We start from the raw sequence: 21,503 nt of genomic DNA, 5'->3' as shown, positions 1-21,503 counted from the left end.
GGGCGGGGCAGCCACCCGTAAGGGGAAGGTCCTGCCTTCGGGGGATTTACGGGAGGGCGGTCGCGGGCGGAGGTTGGGGGGATGGGACGAATGGGGACATGGGGAGCCGGGGGGATGGCCGTGACGGCCGCCCTCATGGCGATGACGATCAGCGGATGCGACCCGGCGGACGGGCTGGGGGCGAGCGCGGTGTCGGCGACGACCGACCAGTTGGCGACGCGGGCGCTCAAGAAGGACGACATTGACGTGAGTTGGCTGTCGTGCAGCGCGACGACGGGCAGGACCGAGGACGACGTCAACTGCCTCGGCCGGACCGACCACGACGAGAAGATCACCGTAAAGGGCACGGTGACCAAGCAGTTGGACGACAAGTGCGTCCAGGGCCACCTGACCGCGGTGGTCGGAAAGAAGACCGTCTTCGACGTACGAGGTCTCGGAAACTGCTCGGCGAAGACATGATCGCCGTCGCTAGGCTGGCGTGGTGACCGACCACGACCAGCACGTGACGCGGCAGCCGCGCCCGAGCGCGCCGCAGCCCTCCTACCTCCGACACCCGCACCCGCACGGCGACTTGCTCGCGTTCGCCGCCGAGGACGATGTGTGGGTCGCGCCGCTGGACGGCGGCCGGGCGTGGCGGGTGAGCGCGGACAACATGCCGGTCGGACGGCCCAGGGTCTCGCCCGACGGCGAGTGGGTGGCGTGGACGTCGACCAGGGACGGGGCGCCCGAGGTGCACGCCGCGCCCCTGGAGGGCGGCCAGGCCAGCCGGTTGACGTACTGGGGCAACGTACGGACGGCCGTGCGGACGTGGACGCCGGACGGCGAGCTGGTCGCGGTCACGCCGTACGGCGAGGCGTCCTCGCGGCGGACATGGGCGCGGGCGGTGCCGCTGGACGGCGGGCCCGCGCGGACCCTGCCGTACGGCCCGGTCGGCGATCTCGCGTACGGCCCGGACGGCGCGGTGCTGATCCAGTCGCCGACGATGAGCAGGGAAGCCGCGCACTGGAAGCGCTACCGCGGCGGCACGGCGGGCAAGTTGTGGATCGACCGCGCGGGCGACGGCGCCTTCGAGCGGGTGCACCAGGACCTCGACGGCAACATCGAGTGCCCGATGTGGGTCGGCGACCGCATCGCGTTCCTGTCCGACCACGAGGGCGCCGGAGCGCTCTATTCGAGCCTGCCCGACGGCACCGGCCTGCGCCGCCACACCCCCGCGGACGGCATCGACGGCTTCTACGCCCGGCAGGCCGCCACCGACGGCGCCCGCGTGGCGTACATGGCCGGGGGCCGCGTCCACCTGCTGGACGACCTGACCGACGCCGACGCGGCACCGCGCGAGATCGAGGTACGCCTCGGCGGCCAGCGCGCCGACCTGCGGCCGTACCCCGTACGCGCCGTCCGGTACCTCGGGGACGCGCGCCCCGACCACACCGGCCGGGGCAGCGCCCTGGAGATCCGCGGCACCACGCACTGGCTGACCCACCGCGGCGGCCCGGCAAGGGCGTTGGCGGCCGACCCCGGCGTCCGTACCCGGCTGCCGCGGGTGTTCGGGCAGGGCGGCGCCGACGGCGAGCAGCAGGTGGTGTGGGTCACCGACGCGGACGGCGAGGACGCCCTGGAGGTCGCCCCCGCCGTCGGCCTGCCGGCCGGCACCGCGCCGCGCAGGCTCGCCGCGGGCCGCCTGGGCCGGGTGCTGCGCATGGAGGTCTCGCCGGACGGCCACCGCATCGCCGTCGCCTCGCACGACGGCCGGGTGCTGCTGGTCGAGACGCAGACCGGCGAGGTGCGCGAGGTGATCGCGGGCGACTCGGGCGACGCGTCCGGCCTCGCCTTCTCACCCGACTCGGCCTGGCTCGCCTGGTCGCAGCCGGGCCCCGGCGAACTGCGGCAGTTGAAGATCGCCGCCACCGCCGACCTGTCGGTGGCCGACGCGACCCCGCTGCGGTTCAACGACTTCGCGCCCGCCTTCACCGCCGACGGCCGCCACCTGGCGTTCCTGTCCGAGCGCGCCTTCGACCCGGTCTACGACGCGCACGTCTTCGACCTGTCCTTCCCCAACGCCTGCCGCCCGCACCTGATCACGCTGTGCGCGACGACGCCCTCGCCGTTCGGCCCGCAGCGCCACGGCCGCCCGTACGACGCCGACGAGGACGACCAGGACGGCCCGGCCAAGGAGGAGCAGGACGGCGCGGGGAAGGAGAGCGGCGGCGAGGGCAAGAAGGACGACCGGCCGCGTACGCCCGTCACCCGCGTCGACCTGGAGGGCCTGGCCGACCGGATCGTGCCCTTCCCCGTCGAGGCCGGGCACTACTCGGGGCTGCGCGCCGCCAAGGGCGGTGTGCTGTGGCTGCGCCACCCGCTGGTCGGCGCGCTCGGCGCGGCCCTGGCCACCCCGGACGCCCAGCCGCCCAACACCGTGCTGGAGCGGTACGACCTGGCGCAGCTCCGTATCGAGGAGATCGCCGACGACGCCGACGCCTTCGCGGTCACCGGCGACGGCGCCAAGGTGCTGCTCACCAACGGATCGCGGCTGCGGATCACGCCCGCCGACAGCAAGTCCGACGCGGACGACGAGTCCGGCGGCTCCGTCACCGTCGACCTGACCCGGGTCCGGGTCACCGTCCGCCCGCAGGACGAGTGGCGGCAGATGTACGACGAGACGCACCGGCTCATGCGCGACAACTTCTGGCGCGCCGACATGGGCGGCGTCGACTGGGCGGCGGCGGGCGAGCGCTACCGGCCGCTGCTCGACCGGATCGCCACCCACGACGACCTGATCGACCTGCTGTGGGAGCTGCACGGCGAGCTGGGCACCTCGCACGCCTACGTCATCCCGTCCGGCGGCCACTTCGACCCGCTGCACCGGCAGGGTCTGCTCGGCGCGGACATCTCCCGTACGGAGGACGGCGGTTGGCGGATCGACCGGGTGCTGCCCGGCGAGTCCTCCGACCCGTACGCCCGCTCCCCGCTGGCCGCGCCGGGCGTCGCCGTCCGCGCGGGCGACCTCCTGCTGGCGGTGGACGGCCACCGCGTCGACCCGGTGACGGGACCGGGGCCGCTGCTGGTCGGCACCGCGGGCAAGCCGGTGGAACTGACCGTCGCCCCCGCCGCGGGCGGCCCCGTACGCCATGTCGTGGCCGTACCGCTCGCCGACGAGGAACCGCTGCGCTACCACGACTGGGTCGCCGGCCGCCGCGCCCACGTCCACCGCGCGTCCGGCGGGCGGCTGGGCTATCTGCACGTGCCCGACATGGTCGGCAGCGGCTGGGCGCAGCTCCACCGCGACCTGCGCGTCGAGGTCGCCCGCGAGGGCCTGGTCGTGGACGTCCGCGAGAACCGCGGCGGCCATACGTCGCAGCTCGTCGTGGAGAAGCTGGCCCGCCGGGTCGTCGGCTGGGACCTGCCGCGCGACGCGCACCCGGTCAGCTATCCGCAGGATGCCCCGCGGGGGCCGATTGTGGCTGTCGCCAACGAGTTCTCCGGGTCCGACGGGGATATCGTCAACGCCGCGATTCGGGCTCTCGGCATCGGGCCTGTGGTCGGTACCCGCACCTGGGGCGGGGTCATCGGCATCGACAACCGGTACCACCTGGTCGACGGGACGGCTGTCACGCAGCCGAAGTACGCCTTCTGGTTGGAGGGGTACGGCTGGGGCGTCGAGAACCATGGGGTTGATCCGGACGTCGAGGTTGTTCACGCTCCGCAGGATTCGGTTGGCGGGCGGGATCCGCAGCTTGACACTGCCGTGGGCATGGCGCTTGCCGCGCTGGAGGAGTCTCCGGCCAAGAGGCCGCCGGAGCTGCCGGGTATGGGCGGTTGATCGGGTCGGCGGCGGTTGGCCCTTCGGGCCTGGTTTTGCCCGCCCGCCCACCCGTGCGGGTGTTTTCTTCGTCTGCGGGTGCCGCTTGTGCCTGGTCGGTGCCGGTCCGGGGCACCTCCTCGAAATGCGGCTACCTGGTCTCCTCTATCCGGTGCCCTTCTTGTCACCGCATTTCTGCGGGGGCACCCCGGCCCGTCCCCTCCCGGTACGTCGGCGTCCGCCTGTCCGGTGGGGGTTGCCGGGGGAGGGGGGGTGGCCCCGGAGTGGAGGACCCGAGGTCCCCGCATGCCTCATCTGTCCGTGTCGGTCCGTATGAAGGGAGCCTCGATGTCCCAGCCTGGAGACCGCCCCCCGGCGCTGCCGCCCGCTGTCGACTCCATGACGTTGCTCGTCGCGGCCGTCATCGTCCACGACACCGTTGCCGACCGGGTCCTGCTGCTCCAGCGCGGTGAGCGGTCCAAATTCGGCCAGGGCATGTGGGACTTCCCGGTCGGCAAGAGCGACCCGGGGGAGCCGGTCACCGCCACGGCCGTGCGCGAGCTGTACGAGGAGACCGGCCTCACCGTCGACCCCGGCCACCTGACCCTCGCTCACGTCGTGCACGGCGCGTGGGGCGTGGAGTCCCCGGCCGGATTCCTCACCGTGGTCTTCGCCACCCGCACCTGGCACGGCCAGCCGGAGAACCGCGAGCCCGGCAAGCACAGCCAGGTCCGCTGGACGCCCGTCACCGACCTCCCCACCCCCATGGTCCCGTCCACCGACCTCGCCCTCCGCTCCTACCTCGACGGCGGCCTGGCCATCTCCCTCCACGGCTGGCCCCCGGCACCCCCACCCGTTCCCCGTCCTCCCTCATAACCCTCCACCCCTCCCCGCCCGGCCCGCACCCCCCGCCTGCCCTGGGCGGACGGCCAGTCGCGCAGGGCCCGGACCCCACCCAGAGGTACCGACGAAATGGGCCTTACCGAGTGACGAAACGCAGGCATGGGCCGGTCGTTGGTGCGGCTCGCCGGTTGCGAGGACTCTTCCCACGTCGTGGCGGGTGGCGATGGTGCTGTTCTTCGAGGCAGGAGGGCGTCCTGGTCCTGGTCGGGTCGGTTTGGGTGCACGGGGCAGCTCGCCGTCGTGGTCGAGCCAGGCCGCCCGTTTCGTGAGGCGGGGATGGAGCCGGTCCCAGGCCCGGGCGGTGGCCTTCCCGTAGAGTCGGGTCTCGGTGACGGTCACCGCGTGTTCCTGGCCCCAGGTGTCGGGCTGTCCGAAGACGAACTCACCACCATGTTTGGGCGGTCGCCCGGCTGTGAACAGTTCCTCCACGACTCGGCGGAGCTGGGCGACCGTGACGGCGCAGACGTCGGCGCCGGGTTCGAGGCGGACCGCGTCCAGAGGTGCGGTCCACGAGGTCCGGCCGCTCTCCAGGGCGACGACGATCGAGTAGGGCCAGCCTGGGATCATCCGGTGCTCGTCCTTGTCCCGTCCGTAGGTGTGGCAGAACGAACGGTCCGGCGCGGTGCCGGCGTCCGGCCGCAGCCACGGGCTCACGGCCACCGCCAAGATCAGGCGGCCGTCGGCCGCCCGCGGCAGCTCGGCCAACCGCCGTCGCAGCCGGTCCCTGTCGACTGCACCGTTGTTCAGCGCGGCATAGAGGGAGCCGTGTCCGCGTCGGTGCTCGGGCGCCAGCGACAGGTCCACCGAGGTCTTGACCGGTCCGTCCGTGCACAGCAACGCGTCCGCCAGCTCGAACAGCGCGTCACCCCGCGCGGTGAGGGAGTCGTAGAAATCGCCCCGAAAACGTGACAGTCTCGCGAATGCCTGCTGGCGGGCGTCCTGGTGGAGCAGACCCGGCACTGCGGCCTCCATGTCGAACCCTGTTCCCCGTAGCTGAGTTCAGGATTATGCGAAGGCCGACCTTTCGTCCGGAGAATCGCCGTTTGGGTGGAAGCCGCCCCTCTTGAAGCGCTCAGGCGCTGACGTCCTCAACCACCTCGCAGTCCCCAGTCGTCCAGGCCCGAATAGATCAGCGCGGTGCGTGCTCTGGGAAAGGAGAGGGATTCAGCCTCACCCGTGTACATCGCCACCAACGATTCGCTTCCCCGCCACCACGTGTCGGCCAGGCCCCGCACCTCTATTACCGGCTCGTAGGCGTCCAGGTCGATGCCGTCGACATCATCGCCCGTGACCTTGGTGATCTGCTTTGCCCACATGGATGCGTGGTGAGTCAGCGCGAGCGACTCCACCCAGCCCTCGACGGTCGCGTGGAGTGGCGTCCAACGGTCCGCATGGATGCCGAACTCATCATTTGGTCCGATCATGAACGAGTAGGGGACGGCGGTACGCTGCGGTCCGGCTTCGAACCACCACCCTTCGGAGGCAGAGCCTTCCGGCGAGTCCGGATCGAAGAACTTGGGGCCGCCGTCGTACTGCGATGCAGGCGGCAGGAGCAGACCGCCCCAACGTTCTTGACACGCCGCCATCCGGTCGATCGTCGCTGCTGGAATAGCTCGCTCCAGCCACCACTGCCTGTGCACCTCGACGGATCGGAGGTCTACTTTGACGCCGTGCGAGCTGACGAACGACCGGGCGCGTGGCGTCAGGCCATTGGGCACGCTGTTGAAAAGATTAAGGTCCACCAGGGTGACGCTACCGAGCCGCGATACAGGATCCGGGCCCAGGGCCCGCCCGCCAGCAGTAGCGATGCCCACTGGCGTGACCACAACACTCTCGGGCGCACCGCAATACCGGTTCGAGCTTCCGGGACACCGACTCGATGATCCCCCGGACATTAAATGGCAAGCTCAGCTTGTTCTTTATGGTCTGAGCCGCTTTGAGAGTGCGTGACACGACTCGTTCAGCTGCTGAGTAGGGTTGTGGTCATGGCCAAGGGGATGGGGCGGCGGCCCAAGGCGGATCTGGACAGCGGCATCGAGGACGTGACGCTGTCCATCCTGGAGTGGCTTGGCGAGCAGGGAGTCGGTGCCATGATCCGGGTCGACGCGGAGCGCATGCGTGACGGTCAGCCGGCGTGGACGTTCGCTGCTTCAGGTGGGCCGCTGGGCGGTGGGATGAGGGCGGACGGGGCCTCGGTCGCCGAGTGCATGGATGTGGCACTGCTTCGATTGCGCGAGGCCGGGCTGGCTGTTCCATTCTGACGTTGTACTCCGTCTCTGAGCTGATCGTGTTCGATGATGCTTTCGGGGCGTCTGGTGGTCTTGCCCACGTCGTAGCGGGTGGCGGGGTGCCGGTTTTTCGAGCCGGGTGGCCTGCCGGGGCCCGGCTGGCTTGGTTTGGGTGCACGCGCCGGGCAGGGCAGGTTCGGGCGGAGGTTCCTGAACCCCCGGCGGACTCGGGCCGGGGTGAGTCGGCCGGGCCCGGCGGGCTTCTCCCAGGGGTGGCGTAAGTCGGCGGCGGCCTCGCGCAGGAGGCGGATCTGGGTGTGGGCGGCGATGATCAGCCAGGTCCAGCGCTCGTCGGCCTCGGGGGTTCGCAGCTTCGGACGGGTCCACCCGAGGGTCTGTTTCATCAGCCTGAGGAGGTGCTCGATGTCGAACCTCCTCAGGAACGCCAGCCAGCGCACGTCGACGTCCTCGCTGTCCAGGCTGGTGGCGGACGACCAGAGCCAGAGCGGGAGTGGGTCGCCTCCGCCGGGCAGGCGGTCGACCTGGACGGGGAGTTCGCCGGTGTGGTCGATCCAGGCGGAGCGGGTGGTCAGACGGGGGTGGATGCCGGCTTGGCGAAGCGGAACTCCTTGCCGTGCTTTGGGGGTCGCCCGCCCTGGGGGTAGGACAGGGCGTACTTCTTGAGCGAGGGCGTCGGCCGTCGCATGACGCGGTCGGAGCGCATCCGCCCCAGCACCTCGACCGGGAGGCCGGCCAGGAGGTGGGCCATGCGCGGGGCGTCGTAAGCGGCGTCGAAGACGATGAGGATGTCGCGATCGCCGAAGTGCCAGCGGCCTATCTCGATCAGGTCCGTGACGACCCGGCGGAGTTGGGCGGCGGTGACCTCGGCGACGTCGTCCTCGGGTCCGAGACGGACGGCGTCCAGGAGTTGGCACCAAGACGTCCGGCCCGATTCGAGGGCGGCGACGAAGGAGTACGGCCAGCCGGGGATGAACTGGTCCGAGGACCGTCCCACGCCGGTGTTCGGCCGTCAGCGTCAGATTCACCGGCGTGGTCACCGGCCCGTCCGGGCACAGCACCGCGTCGGCCCGCACTCAGCCCGGTCGGCCCCGCTCAACTCCGCGGCCACACGCTTCCGAAACCGCTGATCCTGCCGCCACTTCCTACCGCGGCAGGCCGACGAACAGAACCTCGTCCAAGCCGGAGCCACCGACTGCAACCGTCTCCCGCAGCCCCAGCCCAGGACCCAGAGCTACCCAAAACCGAGGCTCAGACACAAGCACTCACCTGCGCGGAACTCCATGCGTCGGAGGTCACGTTCCTGCAGGTCAACAAATCCGTCGGGTGTCCGGGACCGCGAGCTTCGCGGACATCCTGAATCGCGGCATGCCCCCACGGTGACGCACCGGCAGCACGCTGCGGGCGGGCTACGTCATCAACTCGATGTGCGGATGTTCGGCATTCGCCGTGCAGACGAACAGATGCTGCCGGTAGCCGCTGCCTATCTGGACCCCGGTCGCGTTGTAGCCGCGGTGGCCCGGGTACGGTCCGGCACCGGGGTGGGGGTGCGGAGACCAGCTGTTCCCGGCGTCGTCCCCTTCCTCGAACGTGGCGACGGTCATCAGGACCTCCATACGGGTACCGCACTCGGAGCAGCGTTCCGGGTCGGGGTCGGTGGAGTCCCAGGCGGGCCAGCCGCCGACTTTCCAGCCGGGTGCGTTGGACAGCGCGCAGTCGTAGTACGTGTCCGGGTCCATGTCCTCCTCCGCCGCCTGCGGCACGTCCCACTGCCTGATCCGCTCCCGCAGTTCTTCGCTCAGCTCCAGATGGTCGGGATACTCGGTGATCTGCTCCGGTTCGAGCACGCTCGGCTCCGGCAGATAGCCGTCGAACTGCACTGCGGGCGGCTCGGGGGGCGTGTCGAGGACGTCGGTGACAGCGGCTGCCGAGCGCCAGACGAGCAGGGTCCTGGGCATGATCGGATGATCGAAGGGGCACCACAGCACCTGCAGAAGGTCCTTGCCCTCCGGCGGCCGCAGATCGGGCACGTCGCGTGCGTACAGTTGCGCGACGGGCAGCATCTCTATGGGGCCGTCGTACGACTGAACCGCCAGCCACACTGGACGCGTCCGAGGGGGCCGGATCCGTTCAAGGGCCTCCCGTTCCTCGGCGTTCAGGTCCCGGCCGTACGCGCCGGCGAAGATCCGGCGTTCCTGCCGCAGATCCGCTGGGGACCGAACCGGGTTGACGCCGTCCACCACATGCGGTTCCTCGCAGTACGGCCACGGCTCGTCGGCGGGCCACAGCAGCGGCCCGCCGATCGAGCTGTCGTGCCGCGTCGGCGCACCGGGACGGGGGTGCAGGCGGGTCGCCGTGCGGGCCAGTGGGGCCAGTTCGGGAAAGACCGCGACAACGTCGATCGGCCGTGGCGGAGTGACGGGAGTGACATTCATGGCCGCAATCTTGCCAATCTCCTCTGACAACGGCCTTCGTGGCCCGCCCCGCGAAGAGCTCCGGCACGGGCGCCACCTGGGAGAAGCCCTACCGCCGGTCCGCCGCCGGAAGATGGCCCGCGAACAGGTCCACGATCGCCGCGTGGATGTCCGTCTTGCGCGCGTGATTCGTCGCCACGTACCACTTCCATTCGGGTGCTATGAGAAACCTTGGCGCGCCGCAAACCCGGCCGGGAGCTGCATCCACAGAGCTCGGGATCCCACCCACCCCCACCGGACAGGCGGACGCCGACGTACCGGGAGGGGACGGGCCGGGGTGCCCCCGCAGGGGGACGAACGGGCAGGGGCAGAAGCAGGCGCAGGTGGCCGCAGGTTCGTCGCCCGAGGAGGTGCCCCGGGCCGGGACCGACCAGGCACAAGCGGCACCCGCAGACGAAGAAAGCACCCGCACGGGTGGGCGGGCGGGCGGGAAAGACAAGCCGCACAGCGCCGACCCGCAAGCGGCGGATAGCATGCACACGACCCGTATCCGTACGAAAAGGGGGCCGCCACCATGGCGGGAGAGCCGCAGGCCAACTGCCTGTTCTGCAAGATCGTGGCCGGCGAAATCCCCGCGACGATCGTGCGTGAGACCGAGACCACCGTCGCCTTCCGCGACATCAGCCCCCAGGCCCCGACCCACGTCCTGGTGATCCCCCGCGTGCACTACCCGGACGGCGCCGCCCTGGCGGCGGCCGAACCCCTGGTGGCCGCCGACGTGCTGCGCGAGGCGGGCGAGGTCGCGGCGCAGGAGAAGGTCGACACGACGGGCTACCGGATCGTCTTCAACACCGGCCCCGGCGCCGGACAGACCGTCTTCCACGCGCACGCCCACGTGCTCGGCGGGCGCGACCTCCAGCGGCTGGTCTGAGGTCCGGCCTTTGTCGGTACGCGAACTGGTCGTCCTCGGCACCGCCAGCCAGGTGCCGACCCGGCACCGCAATCACAACGGGTACGTCCTGCGCTGGGACGGCGAGGCGATCCTCTTCGATCCCGGCGAGGGCACCCAGCGGCAGATGCTGCACGCGGGCGTCGCGGCGCACGACCTCACCAGGATCTGCGTCACGCACTTCCACGGCGACCACTCGCTGGGCCTGGCGGGTGTGCTCCAGCGGATCAGCCTCGACCGCGTCCCGCACCCGGTCACCGCGCACTACCCGGCCAGTGGGCAGCGCTTCTTCGAGCGGCTGCGGTACGCCACCGCCTACCACGAGGCCGCCGACCTGCGCGAGGCGCCGGTCGCGGCCGACGGGGTGCTCGCCACGACCCCCGCCTTCACGCTGGAGGCGCGCCGGCTCTCCCACCCGGTCGAGTCGTACGGCTACCGGCTCGTCGAACCCGACGGCCGCCGGATGCTCCCCGAGCGGCTGGCCGAGCACGGTGTCGCGGGTCCCGACATCGCCCGGCTGCAACGCGACGGCGGTCTCAACGGCGTCACGCTCGACCAGGTCAGCGAGGTGCGGCGCGGCCAGCGCTTCGCCTTCGTCATGGACACCCGGCTGTGCGACGGGGTCCACGCCCTCGCCGAGGGCTGCGACCTGCTGGTCATCGAGTCGACCTTCCTGGACGAGGACGCGGGACTGGCCGCCGACTACGGCCATCTGACGGCCGGTCAGGCCGCCGCCGTCGCACGGGACGCGGGCGTACGGCACCTCGTCCTCACCCACTTCTCGCAGCGCTACGGCGATCCCGCCGTCTTCGAACGGCAGGCGAGGACGGCCGGTTACCAGGGCGAGCTGACCGTCGCCCACGACCTGATCCGCGTCCCGGTCCCGCGCCGCCGCTGAGCCCGAACCCCCTGAAAGCGAACCCCGCCATGCCCCCCATCCCCAAGGCCGAACTGCACCTGCACATCGAGGGCACCCTGGAGCCCGAGCTGGCCTTCGAGCTCGCCGCGCGCAACCGGGTCGCGCTGCCGTACCCGACGGCCCAGGCGCTGCGGCAGGCGTACTCCTTCACCGACCTCCAGTCCTTCCTCGACCTGTACTACGCGCTGATGGCCGTCCTGCGCACCGAGGAGGACTTCGCCGAGCTGATGGGCGCGTATCTGGCGCGGGCGGCGGAGCAGGGCGTACGGCACGCGGAGGTGTTCTTCGACCCGCAGGCGCACATCGCGCGCGGGGTGCCGATCGGGACGGTCGTGGAGGGCCTGGCCGGGGCGCTGGAGCGCGAGGGGCGGCGGCACGGGATCAGCGGCGGCCTGATCATGTGCTTCCTGCGGGACGAGTCCGAGCGGTCGGCGCTGGACACCTTCGAGGCGGCGCGCCCGTACTTCGGCTCGGGCGCCGGCCCCGGCCTCATCACCGGCGTCGGCCTGGACTCGGCGGAGGTCGGGCACCCGCCCGCGAAGTTCCGCGAGGTGTACGAGCGGGCTGCGGCGGCCGGGCTGCGGCGGGTCGCGCACGCGGGGGAGGAGGGGCCGCCCGCGTACATCGGCGAGGCCCTCGACGTGCTGGGCGTGGAGCGGATCGACCACGGCATCCGCTGCCTTGAGGACCCGGCGCTGGTGGCCAGGCTGGTCCGCGAACAGGTGCCGCTGACGGTCTGCCCGCTGTCCAACGTCCGCCTGCGCTGCGTCGGTTCACTGGCCGCCCACCCGCTGCCGCGCATGCTCGCGGAGGGCCTGCGCGTCACCGTCAACTCCGACGACCCCGCCTACTTCGGCGGCTACGCGGACGACAACTTCGCGGCGGTGCGCGCCGCCCTCGCTCTCACCGAGGAGGACGAGCGCACCCTGGCCCGCAATTCGTTCCTCGCCGCCTTCCTCGACCACGACGAGCCGCGCAGGGCGGCGTGCCTGGCCGAGGTGGAGGCGTACGCGTTCGGCTGACGCCTCTTCGCGTCCTACGGCAGGAAGTACATCGGGTTCGGCAGCTTGAAGGACTTGTCCGCGTAGCCGCCGGTCAGGTCGCTGTACTGGTCGCCGAAGTTGCCGACGATGTTGTAGCCGAGCGACTCGATGTGCTTGCGGGTACCGGACTTGTACTCGATGGTCGTGCACGTCGAGCCGCACGGCAGGTACGACGGCGGGCTGGCCGCGTTCTTCAGGTAGAGGTGCGCGGCGTCGGCGGCCGGCTTGTAGCCGACGGCGGCCAGATTCCGTACGGTGTCGGCGCGTTGGGCCTCCGGGCGGCCGGTGACCCAGAAGACCGTGATGCCCTGGTCCGCCGCCCAGTTGGTCAGCTTCTCCATGCCGAAGACGGCGTCCATGTTCTTGTTCGCGATGTACGCCGAGTTGCTGGCGGGCGTGTAGGCGAAGCCCACCTCCAGCTCGTAGTTGTACGTGTTTAGGCTGGTGTCGTCGACGTCCAGGACGATGGCGGGCTTGGCCGCGTGGCCGCCGCGGCCTCCGTGGCCGACCTCGTGGGCCAGATACTGCTTGGCCTTGGCCTCGATGCCCGCGACCTGCTTGGCGTAGTTGCTGCTCGGCGACGCGAAGTGCTCGCCCGAGGCGTCCACGGTGTCGCCGTAGTACGCCTTGATCTCACTGACCACGTCGGTGAGGTTGGGGATCTGCTTGTCGCTGCGCGGCACGGAATCGTGGGCGCCGGCGACGCCGACTCCGTAGACCGTGGCGCCCAGCGACGCCGCGACCACGGCGACGGCCAAGGTGCGGGTGCGGGCGGAGAGTCGGGCTCGGGGCATGACGGTGCTCCTTCAACGCTCGGTTGGTGCCGGTGAACCTAGACCCGTCGATCCTGGCTGGTCAAGGGAGGTCTACGCGCGTGGCACCGAGCGCGGGTTCCGTCAACTCGTTTCCCTTGAGTTAACCCGCAGTTCAGAGGCCGTTGCGCCGGGCGGGCCGTTGCGCCGGGCGGCCCGGATCGGCCGGGCGGCCCGGATCGGCCGGGCGGCCCGGATGGGGCCGGCCGGGCGCCCGCCCGTCAGCGTCGGCCGTCGTCGGGGAGCGCCGCCGCCAGGATTCGCGCCGCGACCGCCGGGGAGTCCACCAGCGGGTGCAGCGCGAGCGCCCGCAGCGCGGCCCGGCGCGAACCGGTGGCCGCCGCCTCGATCGCCGCCCGCTCCACGGCCTTCAGCTCCAGCATCAGCCCCGCCTGGTGCTCGTCCGGCGCCGCCACCGGCAGCGGCCTCGCCCCGAACGCCCCGACCTCGCACGGCACTTCGACCACGGCCTCCGGGTCGAGGAACGGCACCGCCCCGCCGCCCGGCACATTGAGGATCAGCGTCGTCCGCTCGTCCCGCGCGATGGCCCGCATCAGCGCGAGCGCCACCCGGTCGTAACCGCCGCCGTCCAGATCGTGCGGGTCGCGCTCCCAACCGCCGGACGCGGCACGGCTGTCCGCCATGTACGTCTCCTCGCGCTCCAGCCGGGTCCGCTCCCACAACTCCTGCGCCCGGCCCGGCTGTTCATCGGCCGCGACGAAGAACGCGCCCTGCTGCCGGTCCAGGAACTCACCGCGCGTGGCATCCGCGGCGCGCACCGCGGCCAGCGACTCGCGCCGGAAGTAGTAGTAGTGCAGGTACTCGTTGGGCAGCGAGCCCAGCGCGCCCAGCCACTCGGGGCCGAAGAGCCGGCCCTCCTCGAAGGTGCCGAGTGCCACCGGGTCGGCCAGCAGGCCCGGCAGCAGGTCCGTACCGTCGACCGTCAACTTCCGCAGCCAGCCGAGGTGGTTGAGGCCCACGTAGTCGTAGCCGAAGCCCGGTCCGTCCGGGTCCGCGCCCGCCGCCCGCGCCGCCCGCCGCACCAGCCCCACCGGCGAGTCGCAGATCCCGATCACCCGCGGGCCCAGCACCCGGCTCATCGCCTCGGTCACCATCCCGGCCGGATTCGTGAAGTTGATGACCCACGCGTCCGGCGCCACCGCCTTGACCCGTTCCGCCACCGCCGTCGCGACCGGCAGCGTCCGCAGCCCGTACAGTACCCCGCCCGCGCCGACCGTCTCCTGGCCCAGCACGCCCTCGGCCAGCGGCGCCCGCTCGTCCGAGACGCGGCCCGCGGTGCCGCCGACGCGGATCGCCGAGAAGACGAACCGCGCTCCGCGCAGGGCGTCGTCCAGGTCCGTCGTCGGCCGCACCGGCGGGCCGCCCGGCATCGTCGCCAGCACCGCCGTGATCACCCGCAGCCGCCGCGGGTCCGTGTCGTACAGCACGACGTCACTGACCGTGGGGTCGTCGAGCAGGGCTCGGTACACGAGGGGGACGCGGAAGCCGCCGCCTCCCAGAATCGTCAGGCGCATGCGCGGTGACCTTCCGTCCTGCCTGGCTGATGTCGTCCCCCGGATCTTCCCCCGGCGGGGGCTCGCCGCGCCCACCGGCCCCGCGGTGCGTCAACCGACATCAGGTGGCGGTACGTGCAGCCCCGGGCGCGGACGCCGTGGCACAGTGACGGGATGGACGACATGCCCGTTCTCGACCCCCTCGGCACGCTCCGCGCGGCGGGCGACCCGGCGACCGACGTCTACCTGACCGGCACCGTGTTCCTGGACATCATCTTCACGGGACTGGACAGCGCGCCCGTACGCGGCACCGAGTCGTGGGCGCGGGGGATGGGTTCGAGCCCCGGCGGGATCGCGAACATGGCGACGGCGCTGGCGAGACTCGGGCTGCGGACGACGCTGGCGGCGGCGTTCGGGGACGACGTGTACGGCGACTACTGCTGGGACAGCCTGTCGTCGGGCGAGGGCATCGACCTGGCGCCGTCGCGGCGCATCCCCGGCTGGCACTCGCCCGTGACGGTGTCGATGGCGTACGAGGGCGAGCGGACGATGGTCAGCCACGGGCACGAGGCGCCGCCCGCGCAGGAGTCGGTTCCCGCCTGCCCGCCGCCCGCGCGGGCGGCGGTGGCGTCGCTCGGGCACCACGGCAGGGCGGGCGACCAGGAGCGGGACCAGGAGTGGATCGGGGCCGCCGCCGCCTCGGGGACGAAGGTCTTCGCGGACGTCGGCTGGGACGAGACCGGCCGTTGGGACCCGGCAGACCTGGATGGGCTACGGCACTGCGCCGCGTTTCTGCCGAACGCCGAGGAGGCCATGCGGTACACCCGGACGGCCTGCCCGCGCGAGGCCGCCAGGGCCCTGGCCGAACGGGTGCCGCTCGCGGTGGTGACCCTCGGCTCCGAGGGCGCCTTCGCCGTGGACTCCGGCAGCGGAGAGACGGCCGAGGTGCCCGCCCTGATCGTGGAGGCCCTGGACCCCACGGGCGCGGGCGACGTCTTCGTCGCCGGATTCGTGACCGGCACGCTCGCCGCCTGGCCGCTGGCCGACCGGCTGGCCTTCGCGTCGCTGTGCGCGGCGCTGTCCGTGCAGGAGTTCGGCGGCTCGCTGTCCGCGCCCGGCTGGGCCGAGATCGCCGCCTGGTGGCAGCAGACGAAGGCGCGGGCGCGGGCCGCCGCGGACCCGGGCCCCTGCGACCCCGCCTCCCCGCTCGGCCGCTACGCCTTCCTCGACGCCCTGCTGCCCACCGACCCCCGGCCCTGGCCGCTGCGCCGCGCGGTCCCCACCGTCGGCTTCCGCCCCGCCTGAGCCCCGGCCCGCGAGCCGCTCCCCGCACCCCCGCCCGGACCCTCGCCCGCGCCCCTGCCCGCGCCCCTGCCCACGCGGCTCCCCGCGTGGCTCCCCGTGCCCCTTCCGCCGCGGGCACACCGCCAAATCCCCTCGGCGGGCGCGGCGCGGCGTCGTACGCTTGGAACCCCCAGGCCCCTCCGGGCCTGCCGATCAGCAGAAAGCGGGATGAGCAGGCCCTAGCGCCGGCCCATGACTCAGACACCGACCAAGCAGCAGCCGCAGCCGCCGCAGCAGGCGCGCGCCCACTTCGTCGTACCGGCCAAGCACCCCATGGTGACCGTCCTGGGATCGGGAGACGCTCTCCTCCGCGTGATCGAGCAGGCGTTCCCGGCCGTCGACATCCACGTCCGAGGCAACGAGATCAGCGCCGTCGGCGAAGCCCCCGAGGTGGCCCTGGTCCAGCGGCTCTTCGACGAGATGATGCTGGTGCTGCGCACCGGCCAGCCGATGACCGAGGACGGGGTGGAACGCTCCATCGCCATGCTCAGGGCCAACGGCACGGCGGTCGACCCGGACGCGGAGACGCCCGCCCAGGTCCTCACGCAGAACATCCTGTCCAGCCGCGGCCGCACGATCCGCCCCAAGACGCTCAACCAGAAGCGGTACGTGGACGCGATCGACACCCACACCATCGTCTTCGGCATCGGCCCCGCGGGCACCGGCAAGACCTACCTGGCCATGGCCAAGGCCGTCCAGGCCCTCCAGTCCAAGCAGGTCAGCCGGATCATCCTCACCCGCCCCGCGGTCGAGGCCGGCGAACGCCTCGGCTTCCTGCCCGGCACCCTCTACGAGAAGATCGACCCGTACCTGCGCCCGCTCTACGACGCCCTGCACGACATGCTCGACGCCGACTCCATCCCCCGCCTGATGGCAGCGGGCACGATCGAGGTCGCCCCGCTGGCATACATGCGCGGCAGGGCGCAGCCGGTCTTCACGAAGGTGCTGACACCGGACGGTTGGCGTCCGATCGGCGACCTCCAGGTCGGTGACCTCGTCGTCGGATCCGACGGCGAACCGACCCCGGTTCTCGGTGTCTACCCGCAGGGCGAGAAGGACATCTACCGTGTCACGGCCCAGGACGGGGCTTCGACACTGGCCTGCGGGGACCACTTGTGGACGGTCAGGACGGCTTCGGACAAGCGCCGCGACAAGCCGTGGCGAGTCCTGGAGACCAAGGAGATGATCGGCAGCCTCCGCGCGGCCCACGCCCGCCGGTATGAGCTTCCGTTGCTCACGGCGCCGGTGTGCTTCCCGGAGCGCGACGTCCCGATGGACCCGTACGCCCTCGGTCTCCTGCTCGGAGACGGGTGCCTCACCGGTTCCACCACACCGTCGTTCGCCACCGCCGACCCGGAACTCGTCACCGCTCTGGAAGCCGCGTTGCCCGGCGTGACCGTCCGGCACAAGGGCGGGCCTGACTACACGCTCAACCGTGTCAGGACACCCGGCGATGTCATCACCACCGTGAACCCGGTGACCGCGGCGCTGCGCACCCTTGACCTCCTCGGCAACACGTCGGGCTCGAAGTTCGTGCCGGACAGTTATCTCAACAACTCCGCCGAGATCCGGCTGGCCCTGCTCCAGGGTCTGCTGGACTCCGACGGAGGGCCGGTCACTCAGTCGGATCGCACCTGCCGTATCCAGTACACGACGACATCGATCCTGCTCAGGGACGATGTCATCGCGCTGGTCCAGTCGCTCGGCGGAGTCGCGTACACCCGTCGACGTGCGGCCGAGGGCCGGAAGCCCGGAAGGGCCGGGGGACGGGACGTCCAGCACCGCCGGGACGCCCACATCATCGACATCCGGCTCCCCGAGGGCGTCGAGCCCTTTCGGCTGGCCCGCAAGCGCGACACGTATGACGCGGCCGGCGGGGGTGGCCGCCCCATGCGGTTCATCGACAGCATCGAGCCCGCGGGCCGTGAGGAAGCGGTGTGCATCCAGGTGGCGGCGGCCGACTCGCTGTACGTCACCGAGGACTATCTGCTGACGCACAACACGCTCAATGACGCGTTCATCATCCTCGACGAGGCGCAGAACACCAGCGCCGAGCAGATGAAGATGTTCCTCACCCGGCTCGGCTTCGACTCGAAGATCGTCATCACCGGTGACGTGACGCAGGTCGACCTGCCGAACGGGACGAAGAGCGGGCTGCGGCAGATCCAGGACATCCTCACCGATATCGAGGACATCCACTTCTCCCGGCTGACGAGCACGGACGTGGTGCGCCATAAGCTGGTCGGACGCATCGTGGACGCCTACGAGCGCTACGACGACAGCATCGCCGGCGCGACCGGTGCCAACGGAAAGTAACCACTTCACCATCATGGCGATCGACGTCAACAACGAGTCCGGCTGGGAGATCGACGAGCGGGCGGTCCTGGACGCCGCCCGCTACGCCCTTCAGCGCATGCGAATCCACCCGCTCTCCGAACTGTCGGTGATCGTGGTGGACGCCGACGCCATGGAGCAGCTCCACATGCAGTGGATGGACCTGCCGGGGCCGACGGATGTCATGTCCTTCCCGATGGACGAGCTGCGTCCGGGGAAAGAGGACGAGGAGCCGTCGCAGGGGCTGCTCGGCGACATCGTGCTCTGCCCCGAGGTCGCCAAGAAGCAGGCGGAGGAGGCGCCGACGAAGCACTCCATGGACGAGGAGCTGCAACTGCTCACCGTCCACGGCGTCCTCCACCTGCTGGGCTACGACCACGAGGAAGCCGACGAGAAGGCCGAGATGTTCGGTCTGCAGAAGGCCATTCTGGACGGCTGGCGCGACGAGCAAGGGGCCGAGGGCCCGTCGCCCGCGCCCACCACCCACTGACGCCGACGGTGACTTCCGCATGATCGTCTCCGCTGTTGTCCTGGTCGTCGTCGCCTGGCTCGCCGCCTGCGCCGAGACCGCCATCGCCCGCGTGTCCCGCTTCCGCGCCGAGGACGCGCTGCGTTCCGGCCGCAAGGGCGCCGCCAATCTGCTGGCCGTCGCCTCCGACCCGACCCGTTACCTCAATGTCGCCCTGCTGCTGCGGGTCGGCTGCGAGACGGCCGCGGCCGTCCTGATCACCGTCGTGTGCGACCGGCACTTCGACAGCACCTGGGAAGTCCTCGCCGTCGCGATCGGCGTCATGGTGCTCGTGTCGTACGTGGCCGTCGGCGTCTCACCGCGCACCATCGGCCGCCAGCACCCGATGAACACCGCGACCGCCGCCTCGTACGTCCTGCTGCCGCTGGCCCGCGTCATGGGCCCGGTGCCGGGGCTGCTGATCCTGCTGGGCAACGCGGTGACGCCCGGCAAGGGCTTCAAGCGCGGCCCGTTCGCGAGCGAGGCCGAGCTGCGCGCGATGGTGGACCTCGCGGAGTCCGAGTCGCTGATCGAGGACGAGGAGCGCCGCATGGTGCACTCGGTCTTCGAACTGGGCGACACCATCGTCCGCGAGGTGATGGTGCCGCGGCCCGAACTGGTCATGATCGAACGGTTCAAGACGATCCGTCAGGCCATGACGCTGGCGCTGCGCAGCGGCTTCTCCCGTATCCCGGTGACCGGGGAGAGCGAGGACGACGTCGTCGGCTTCGTCTACCTCAAGGACCTGGCGCGCCGGGTGCACATCAACCGGGAGTCGGAGTCCGAGCCGGTCTCGACGCTGATCAGGCCCGCGTCCTTCGTGCCCGACACCAAGAACGCCGGGGACCTGCTGCGCGAGATGCAGCAGGAGCGCAACCACGTGGCCGTGGTGATCGACGAGTACGGCGGGACCGCCGGGATCGTCACCATCGAGGACATCCTGGAGGAGATCGTCGGCGAGATCACCGACGAGTACGACCGCGAGACGCCCCCGGTCGAGGAGTTGGGCGAGGGCTCGTACCGCGTCACGGCCCGCCTGGACATCGGCGACCTCGGTGACCTGTACGGGGTGGAACTCGACGACGACGACGTTGAGACGGTGGGCGGGCTGCTCGCCAAGTCCCTCGGCCGGGTCCCGATCCCCGGTGCCACCACGGTGGTGCCGCTGCCGGAGGACGGGTCGGGCGACCGCGGTACGGCCGCGCTGCGGCTGACGGCCGAGGCGCCCGCGGGCCGCCGCAACCGTATCCACACCGTCCGGGTCGACCCGGTCGCGGAGGTCCCGGCCTCCTGAGACACCCGGGCTCCTGAAACCCCCGGGCCCTGAGACCCCCGGGCTTCTGAGGACGGTCGGCCCGTCAGGGGCGGCTGCGCTCGGCGAGGAAGCGGCGGGCGTGGGCGAGGAACGCCTTGGCGGCGGGGGACGCGCCCGCGTGCTCCCGCCAGGCCAGCGCCAGCCGGGAGCGGACCGCGGGCCGGGTCAGCGGCAGGACGCGCAGGCCGGGGCGTGAGGCGGCGAGACCGGCCGGCAGGAGCGCGACGCCGAGGCCGCGCTCCGCGAGGGCGGCGAGGACTTCCGGGTTGCCCGCCTCGAAGGCGATCCGGGGCGTGAAGCCCGCCGCCGCGCACGCGGTGTCGACGGCGGCCCGCAGCCCGGTGCCGGTGGGCAGGACGATCAGGGGCCGCCCGTCGAGCGCCTTGACGGGCATGGTCCGGCGCCCGGCCAGCGGGTCGCCGGGCGCGACGGCCGCCACCAGCGCGTCGTCGATGACCGTCTGCGTCCCGATGCCCTCGGGCGGTTCCCCGGCGATCCCGGCGAAGGCCAGGTCGTAGCGCCCGGCGCGCAGCCCGGCCAGCAGCCGGTCCGAGGTGTCCTCGCCGAGCGTGATCTCCACGCCCGGATACGCGTCGTGGAAACCGGCGAGCATCCCCGGCACGTCCGTGTCGGCGCCCAGCGAGGTGACGGTGCCGATCGCGACCCGGCCGCGTACCAGCCCGGTCAGTTCCTGCGCCGCCAGCCGCGCCCCGGCGACGGCGTCGAGCGCGGCCCGCGCGTACGGCAGCACCGCGCGCCCGGCCTCGGTGAGCCGCACGGTACGCCCCGAGCGGTCGAACAGCGGCTGCCCCAGCTCCCGTTCGAGCTGTCTGACCTGCGCGCTGATCCCCGGCTGCGCCACGTGCAAGGCGGTCGCCGCCCGGGTGAATCCCGCCTCGTCGGCCACCGTCACGAAGTATTCGAGCTGCCGCAGTTCCATAATCGGACATGCTAGCTCGCAGAAGATCCAGATCTTGGACTTATGGATGGGGGCCGTCGAGAATGGACAGCGGGGGAACCGAGGAGCACACGAGGGAGCGCCACACCATGACCGAGAACCGCGCTTACGCCACCCACCCGGAGGACATCGCCCGGCTGTTCGTGGAGCGGGTCAACTCCGGTGACCTGGAAGGGATTCTGGAGCTCTTCGAACCGGACGCGGTGGTCGCCTACCCGATCGACCGCCCGTCGCGGGGCACGGCGGCGCTGCGCGAGCTGTACGCGGGGCTGCTCGCCGCCGAGCCGGTCTTCGAGGTCGAGGAGCCGCTGCCCACCCTGATCAGCGGTGACCTCGCGCTGACCTCCACCCGCCCGAAGGACGGCACGGGCGGCCGGGTCCAGGTCGCCCGCCGCCAGCCGGACGGCCGCTGGCTGCGCGTCCTGGACCGCCCGGAGAGCTGAGC

Annotated in this window: 17 protein-coding genes and 2 pseudogenes; 12 read left to right on the top strand and 7 right to left on the bottom strand. The window is 71.7% G+C overall.

Annotated elements, in window-relative coordinates; translation table 11 throughout:
* Positions 1-114: 114 nt before the first annotated feature.
* From ACFY9V_RS08785 to ACFY9V_RS08775, 3 genes are all read left to right on the top strand, one after another.
* Complete coding sequence (locus ACFY9V_RS08785) at positions 115-459, top strand: hypothetical protein (protein WP_391160293.1); 345 nt, start codon at positions 115-117, stop codon at positions 457-459.
* Between the two features lie 22 nt (positions 460-481).
* Positions 482-3,820, top strand: coding sequence for a S41 family peptidase (locus ACFY9V_RS08780; protein ID WP_391160291.1), 3,339 nt, complete (start codon positions 482-484; stop codon positions 3,818-3,820).
* 327 nt (positions 3,821-4,147) lie between these two features.
* Complete coding sequence (locus tag ACFY9V_RS08775) at positions 4,148-4,675, top strand: NUDIX domain-containing protein (RefSeq protein ID WP_391160290.1); 528 nt, start codon at positions 4,148-4,150, stop codon at positions 4,673-4,675.
* Between the two features lie 252 nt (positions 4,676-4,927).
* On the opposite strand, the pseudogene ACFY9V_RS08770 reads toward ACFY9V_RS08775, so the two are convergent.
* Positions 4,928-5,674: pseudogene (locus ACFY9V_RS08770) on the bottom strand (transposase); the annotation flags it as partial.
* Positions 5,675-5,790: 116 nt separating this feature from the next.
* Positions 5,791-6,444, bottom strand: coding sequence for a hypothetical protein (locus ACFY9V_RS08765; RefSeq protein WP_391160288.1), 654 nt, complete (start codon positions 6,442-6,444; stop codon positions 5,791-5,793).
* Between the two features lie 243 nt (positions 6,445-6,687).
* On the opposite strand from ACFY9V_RS08765, the gene ACFY9V_RS08760 reads away from it, so the two are divergent.
* Positions 6,688-6,963 carry a hypothetical protein gene (locus ACFY9V_RS08760; protein WP_391160286.1) on the top strand — a complete coding sequence of 92 codons (276 nt, stop codon included), beginning with the start codon at positions 6,688-6,690 and terminating at the stop codon, positions 6,961-6,963.
* A gap of 14 nt (positions 6,964-6,977) precedes the next feature.
* Here ACFY9V_RS08760 and ACFY9V_RS08755 read toward each other — a convergent pair.
* Together ACFY9V_RS08755 and ACFY9V_RS08750 are read right to left on the bottom strand one after the other, a co-directional pair.
* Positions 6,978-8,018 (bottom strand): annotated as a pseudogene (locus ACFY9V_RS08755) (transposase); the annotation flags it as partial.
* A 339-nt stretch (positions 8,019-8,357) separates the two neighbouring features.
* On the bottom strand, positions 8,358-9,383 hold the full coding sequence (locus tag ACFY9V_RS08750; protein ID WP_391160284.1) for a hypothetical protein: 1,026 nt from the start codon (positions 9,381-9,383) through the stop codon (positions 8,358-8,360).
* Positions 9,384-9,936: 553 nt separating this feature from the next.
* Here ACFY9V_RS08750 and ACFY9V_RS08745 point away from each other — a divergent pair.
* From ACFY9V_RS08745 to ACFY9V_RS08735, 3 genes are read left to right on the top strand one after another with little or no spacing between them, the layout of a single operon-like run.
* The gene (locus ACFY9V_RS08745) at positions 9,937-10,293 is read left to right on the top strand and encodes a histidine triad nucleotide-binding protein (RefSeq protein ID WP_355344491.1); all 357 of its coding nucleotides are present in this window, start codon (positions 9,937-9,939) and stop codon (positions 10,291-10,293) included.
* Positions 10,294-10,303: 10 nt separating this feature from the next.
* Entirely contained in the window at positions 10,304-11,209 is a 906-nt protein-coding gene (locus tag ACFY9V_RS08740; RefSeq protein ID WP_391160282.1) for a ribonuclease Z, read from the top strand.
* 29 nt (positions 11,210-11,238) lie between these two features.
* Positions 11,239-12,252: an adenosine deaminase gene (locus tag ACFY9V_RS08735; RefSeq protein WP_355344496.1), complete on the top strand. Its 1,014-nt coding sequence runs from the start codon at positions 11,239-11,241 to the stop codon at positions 12,250-12,252.
* A 14-nt stretch (positions 12,253-12,266) separates the two neighbouring features.
* On the opposite strand, the gene ACFY9V_RS08730 is transcribed toward ACFY9V_RS08735, so the two are convergent.
* Both ACFY9V_RS08730 and ACFY9V_RS08725 read right to left on the bottom strand, forming a co-directional pair.
* A complete protein-coding gene (locus tag ACFY9V_RS08730) occupies positions 12,267-13,067 on the bottom strand; it encodes an HAD family acid phosphatase (RefSeq protein WP_391160280.1) in 801 nt (266 codons plus the stop codon).
* Between the two features lie 239 nt (positions 13,068-13,306).
* Positions 13,307-14,620, bottom strand: a complete 1,314-nt coding sequence (locus tag ACFY9V_RS08725; protein ID WP_391160278.1) for a 6-phospho-beta-glucosidase — start codon at positions 14,618-14,620, stop codon at positions 13,307-13,309.
* A 153-nt stretch (positions 14,621-14,773) separates the two neighbouring features.
* Between ACFY9V_RS08725 and ACFY9V_RS08720 the strand changes: the two genes are divergently transcribed.
* The 4 genes from ACFY9V_RS08720 (at position 14,774) to ACFY9V_RS08705 (ending at position 20,079) form a co-directional block, all read left to right on the top strand.
* The gene (locus ACFY9V_RS08720; RefSeq protein WP_391047496.1) at positions 14,774-15,904 is read left to right on the top strand and encodes a PfkB family carbohydrate kinase; all 1,131 of its coding nucleotides are present in this window, start codon (positions 14,774-14,776) and stop codon (positions 15,902-15,904) included.
* Between the two features lie 231 nt (positions 15,905-16,135).
* Entirely contained in the window at positions 16,136-18,259 is a 2,124-nt protein-coding gene (locus ACFY9V_RS08715) for a PhoH family protein (RefSeq protein WP_391160277.1), read from the top strand.
* 13 nt (positions 18,260-18,272) lie between these two features.
* Complete coding sequence (ybeY, locus tag ACFY9V_RS08710) at positions 18,273-18,767, top strand: rRNA maturation RNase YbeY (protein WP_355344834.1); 495 nt, start codon at positions 18,273-18,275, stop codon at positions 18,765-18,767.
* Positions 18,768-18,786: 19 nt separating this feature from the next.
* Entirely contained in the window at positions 18,787-20,079 is a 1,293-nt protein-coding gene (locus ACFY9V_RS08705; RefSeq protein WP_391047492.1) for a CNNM domain-containing protein, read from the top strand.
* Between the two features lie 64 nt (positions 20,080-20,143).
* Here ACFY9V_RS08705 and ACFY9V_RS08700 read toward each other — a convergent pair whose 3' ends face one another.
* Positions 20,144-21,040 (bottom strand): LysR substrate-binding domain-containing protein, encoded by an 897-nt coding sequence (locus tag ACFY9V_RS08700; protein WP_391160276.1) that lies wholly within the window; start codon positions 21,038-21,040, stop codon positions 20,144-20,146.
* Between the two features lie 107 nt (positions 21,041-21,147).
* On the opposite strand from ACFY9V_RS08700, the gene ACFY9V_RS08695 reads away from it, so the two are divergent.
* Positions 21,148-21,501, top strand: coding sequence for a nuclear transport factor 2 family protein (locus tag ACFY9V_RS08695; RefSeq protein ID WP_391160274.1), 354 nt, complete (start codon positions 21,148-21,150; stop codon positions 21,499-21,501).
* Positions 21,502-21,503 lie beyond the last annotated feature (2 nt).

It is taken from the genome of Streptomyces sp. NPDC008317 (genome assembly GCF_042955955.1).
Taxonomy (GTDB): domain Bacteria; phylum Actinomycetota; class Actinomycetes; order Streptomycetales; family Streptomycetaceae; genus Actinacidiphila.
Note: the sequence above shows the minus strand (reverse complement) of the source record. Positions and strands in the feature narration are given on the sequence as shown.

Excerpts from the sequence above, each read along its gene's own strand:
- ACFY9V_RS08785 (WP_391160293.1), top strand. The coding sequence starts at position 115 with ATGGCCGTGACGGCCGCCCTCATGGCGATGACGATCAGCGGATGCGAC.
- ACFY9V_RS08775 (WP_391160290.1), top strand. The coding sequence starts at position 4,148 with ATGTCCCAGCCTGGAGACCGCCCCCCGGCGCTGCCGCCCGCTGTCGAC.
- ACFY9V_RS08760 (WP_391160286.1), top strand. The coding sequence starts at position 6,688 with ATGGCCAAGGGGATGGGGCGGCGGCCCAAGGCGGATCTGGACAGCGGC.
- ACFY9V_RS08750 (WP_391160284.1), bottom strand. The coding sequence starts at position 9,383 with ATGAATGTCACTCCCGTCACTCCGCCACGGCCGATCGACGTTGTCGCG.
- ACFY9V_RS08745 (WP_355344491.1), top strand. The coding sequence starts at position 9,937 with ATGGCGGGAGAGCCGCAGGCCAACTGCCTGTTCTGCAAGATCGTGGCC.
- ACFY9V_RS08735 (WP_355344496.1), top strand. The coding sequence starts at position 11,239 with ATGCCCCCCATCCCCAAGGCCGAACTGCACCTGCACATCGAGGGCACC.
- ACFY9V_RS08730 (WP_391160280.1), bottom strand. The coding sequence starts at position 13,067 with ATGCCCCGAGCCCGACTCTCCGCCCGCACCCGCACCTTGGCCGTCGCC.
- ACFY9V_RS08725 (WP_391160278.1), bottom strand. The coding sequence starts at position 14,620 with ATGCGCCTGACGATTCTGGGAGGCGGCGGCTTCCGCGTCCCCCTCGTG.
- ACFY9V_RS08720 (WP_391047496.1), top strand. The coding sequence starts at position 14,774 with ATGGACGACATGCCCGTTCTCGACCCCCTCGGCACGCTCCGCGCGGCG.
- ACFY9V_RS08715 (WP_391160277.1), top strand. The coding sequence starts at position 16,136 with ATGACTCAGACACCGACCAAGCAGCAGCCGCAGCCGCCGCAGCAGGCG.
- ybeY (WP_355344834.1), top strand. The coding sequence starts at position 18,273 with ATGGCGATCGACGTCAACAACGAGTCCGGCTGGGAGATCGACGAGCGG.
- ACFY9V_RS08705 (WP_391047492.1), top strand. The coding sequence starts at position 18,787 with ATGATCGTCTCCGCTGTTGTCCTGGTCGTCGTCGCCTGGCTCGCCGCC.
- ACFY9V_RS08700 (WP_391160276.1), bottom strand. The coding sequence starts at position 21,040 with ATGGAACTGCGGCAGCTCGAATACTTCGTGACGGTGGCCGACGAGGCG.
- ACFY9V_RS08695 (WP_391160274.1), top strand. The coding sequence starts at position 21,148 with ATGACCGAGAACCGCGCTTACGCCACCCACCCGGAGGACATCGCCCGG.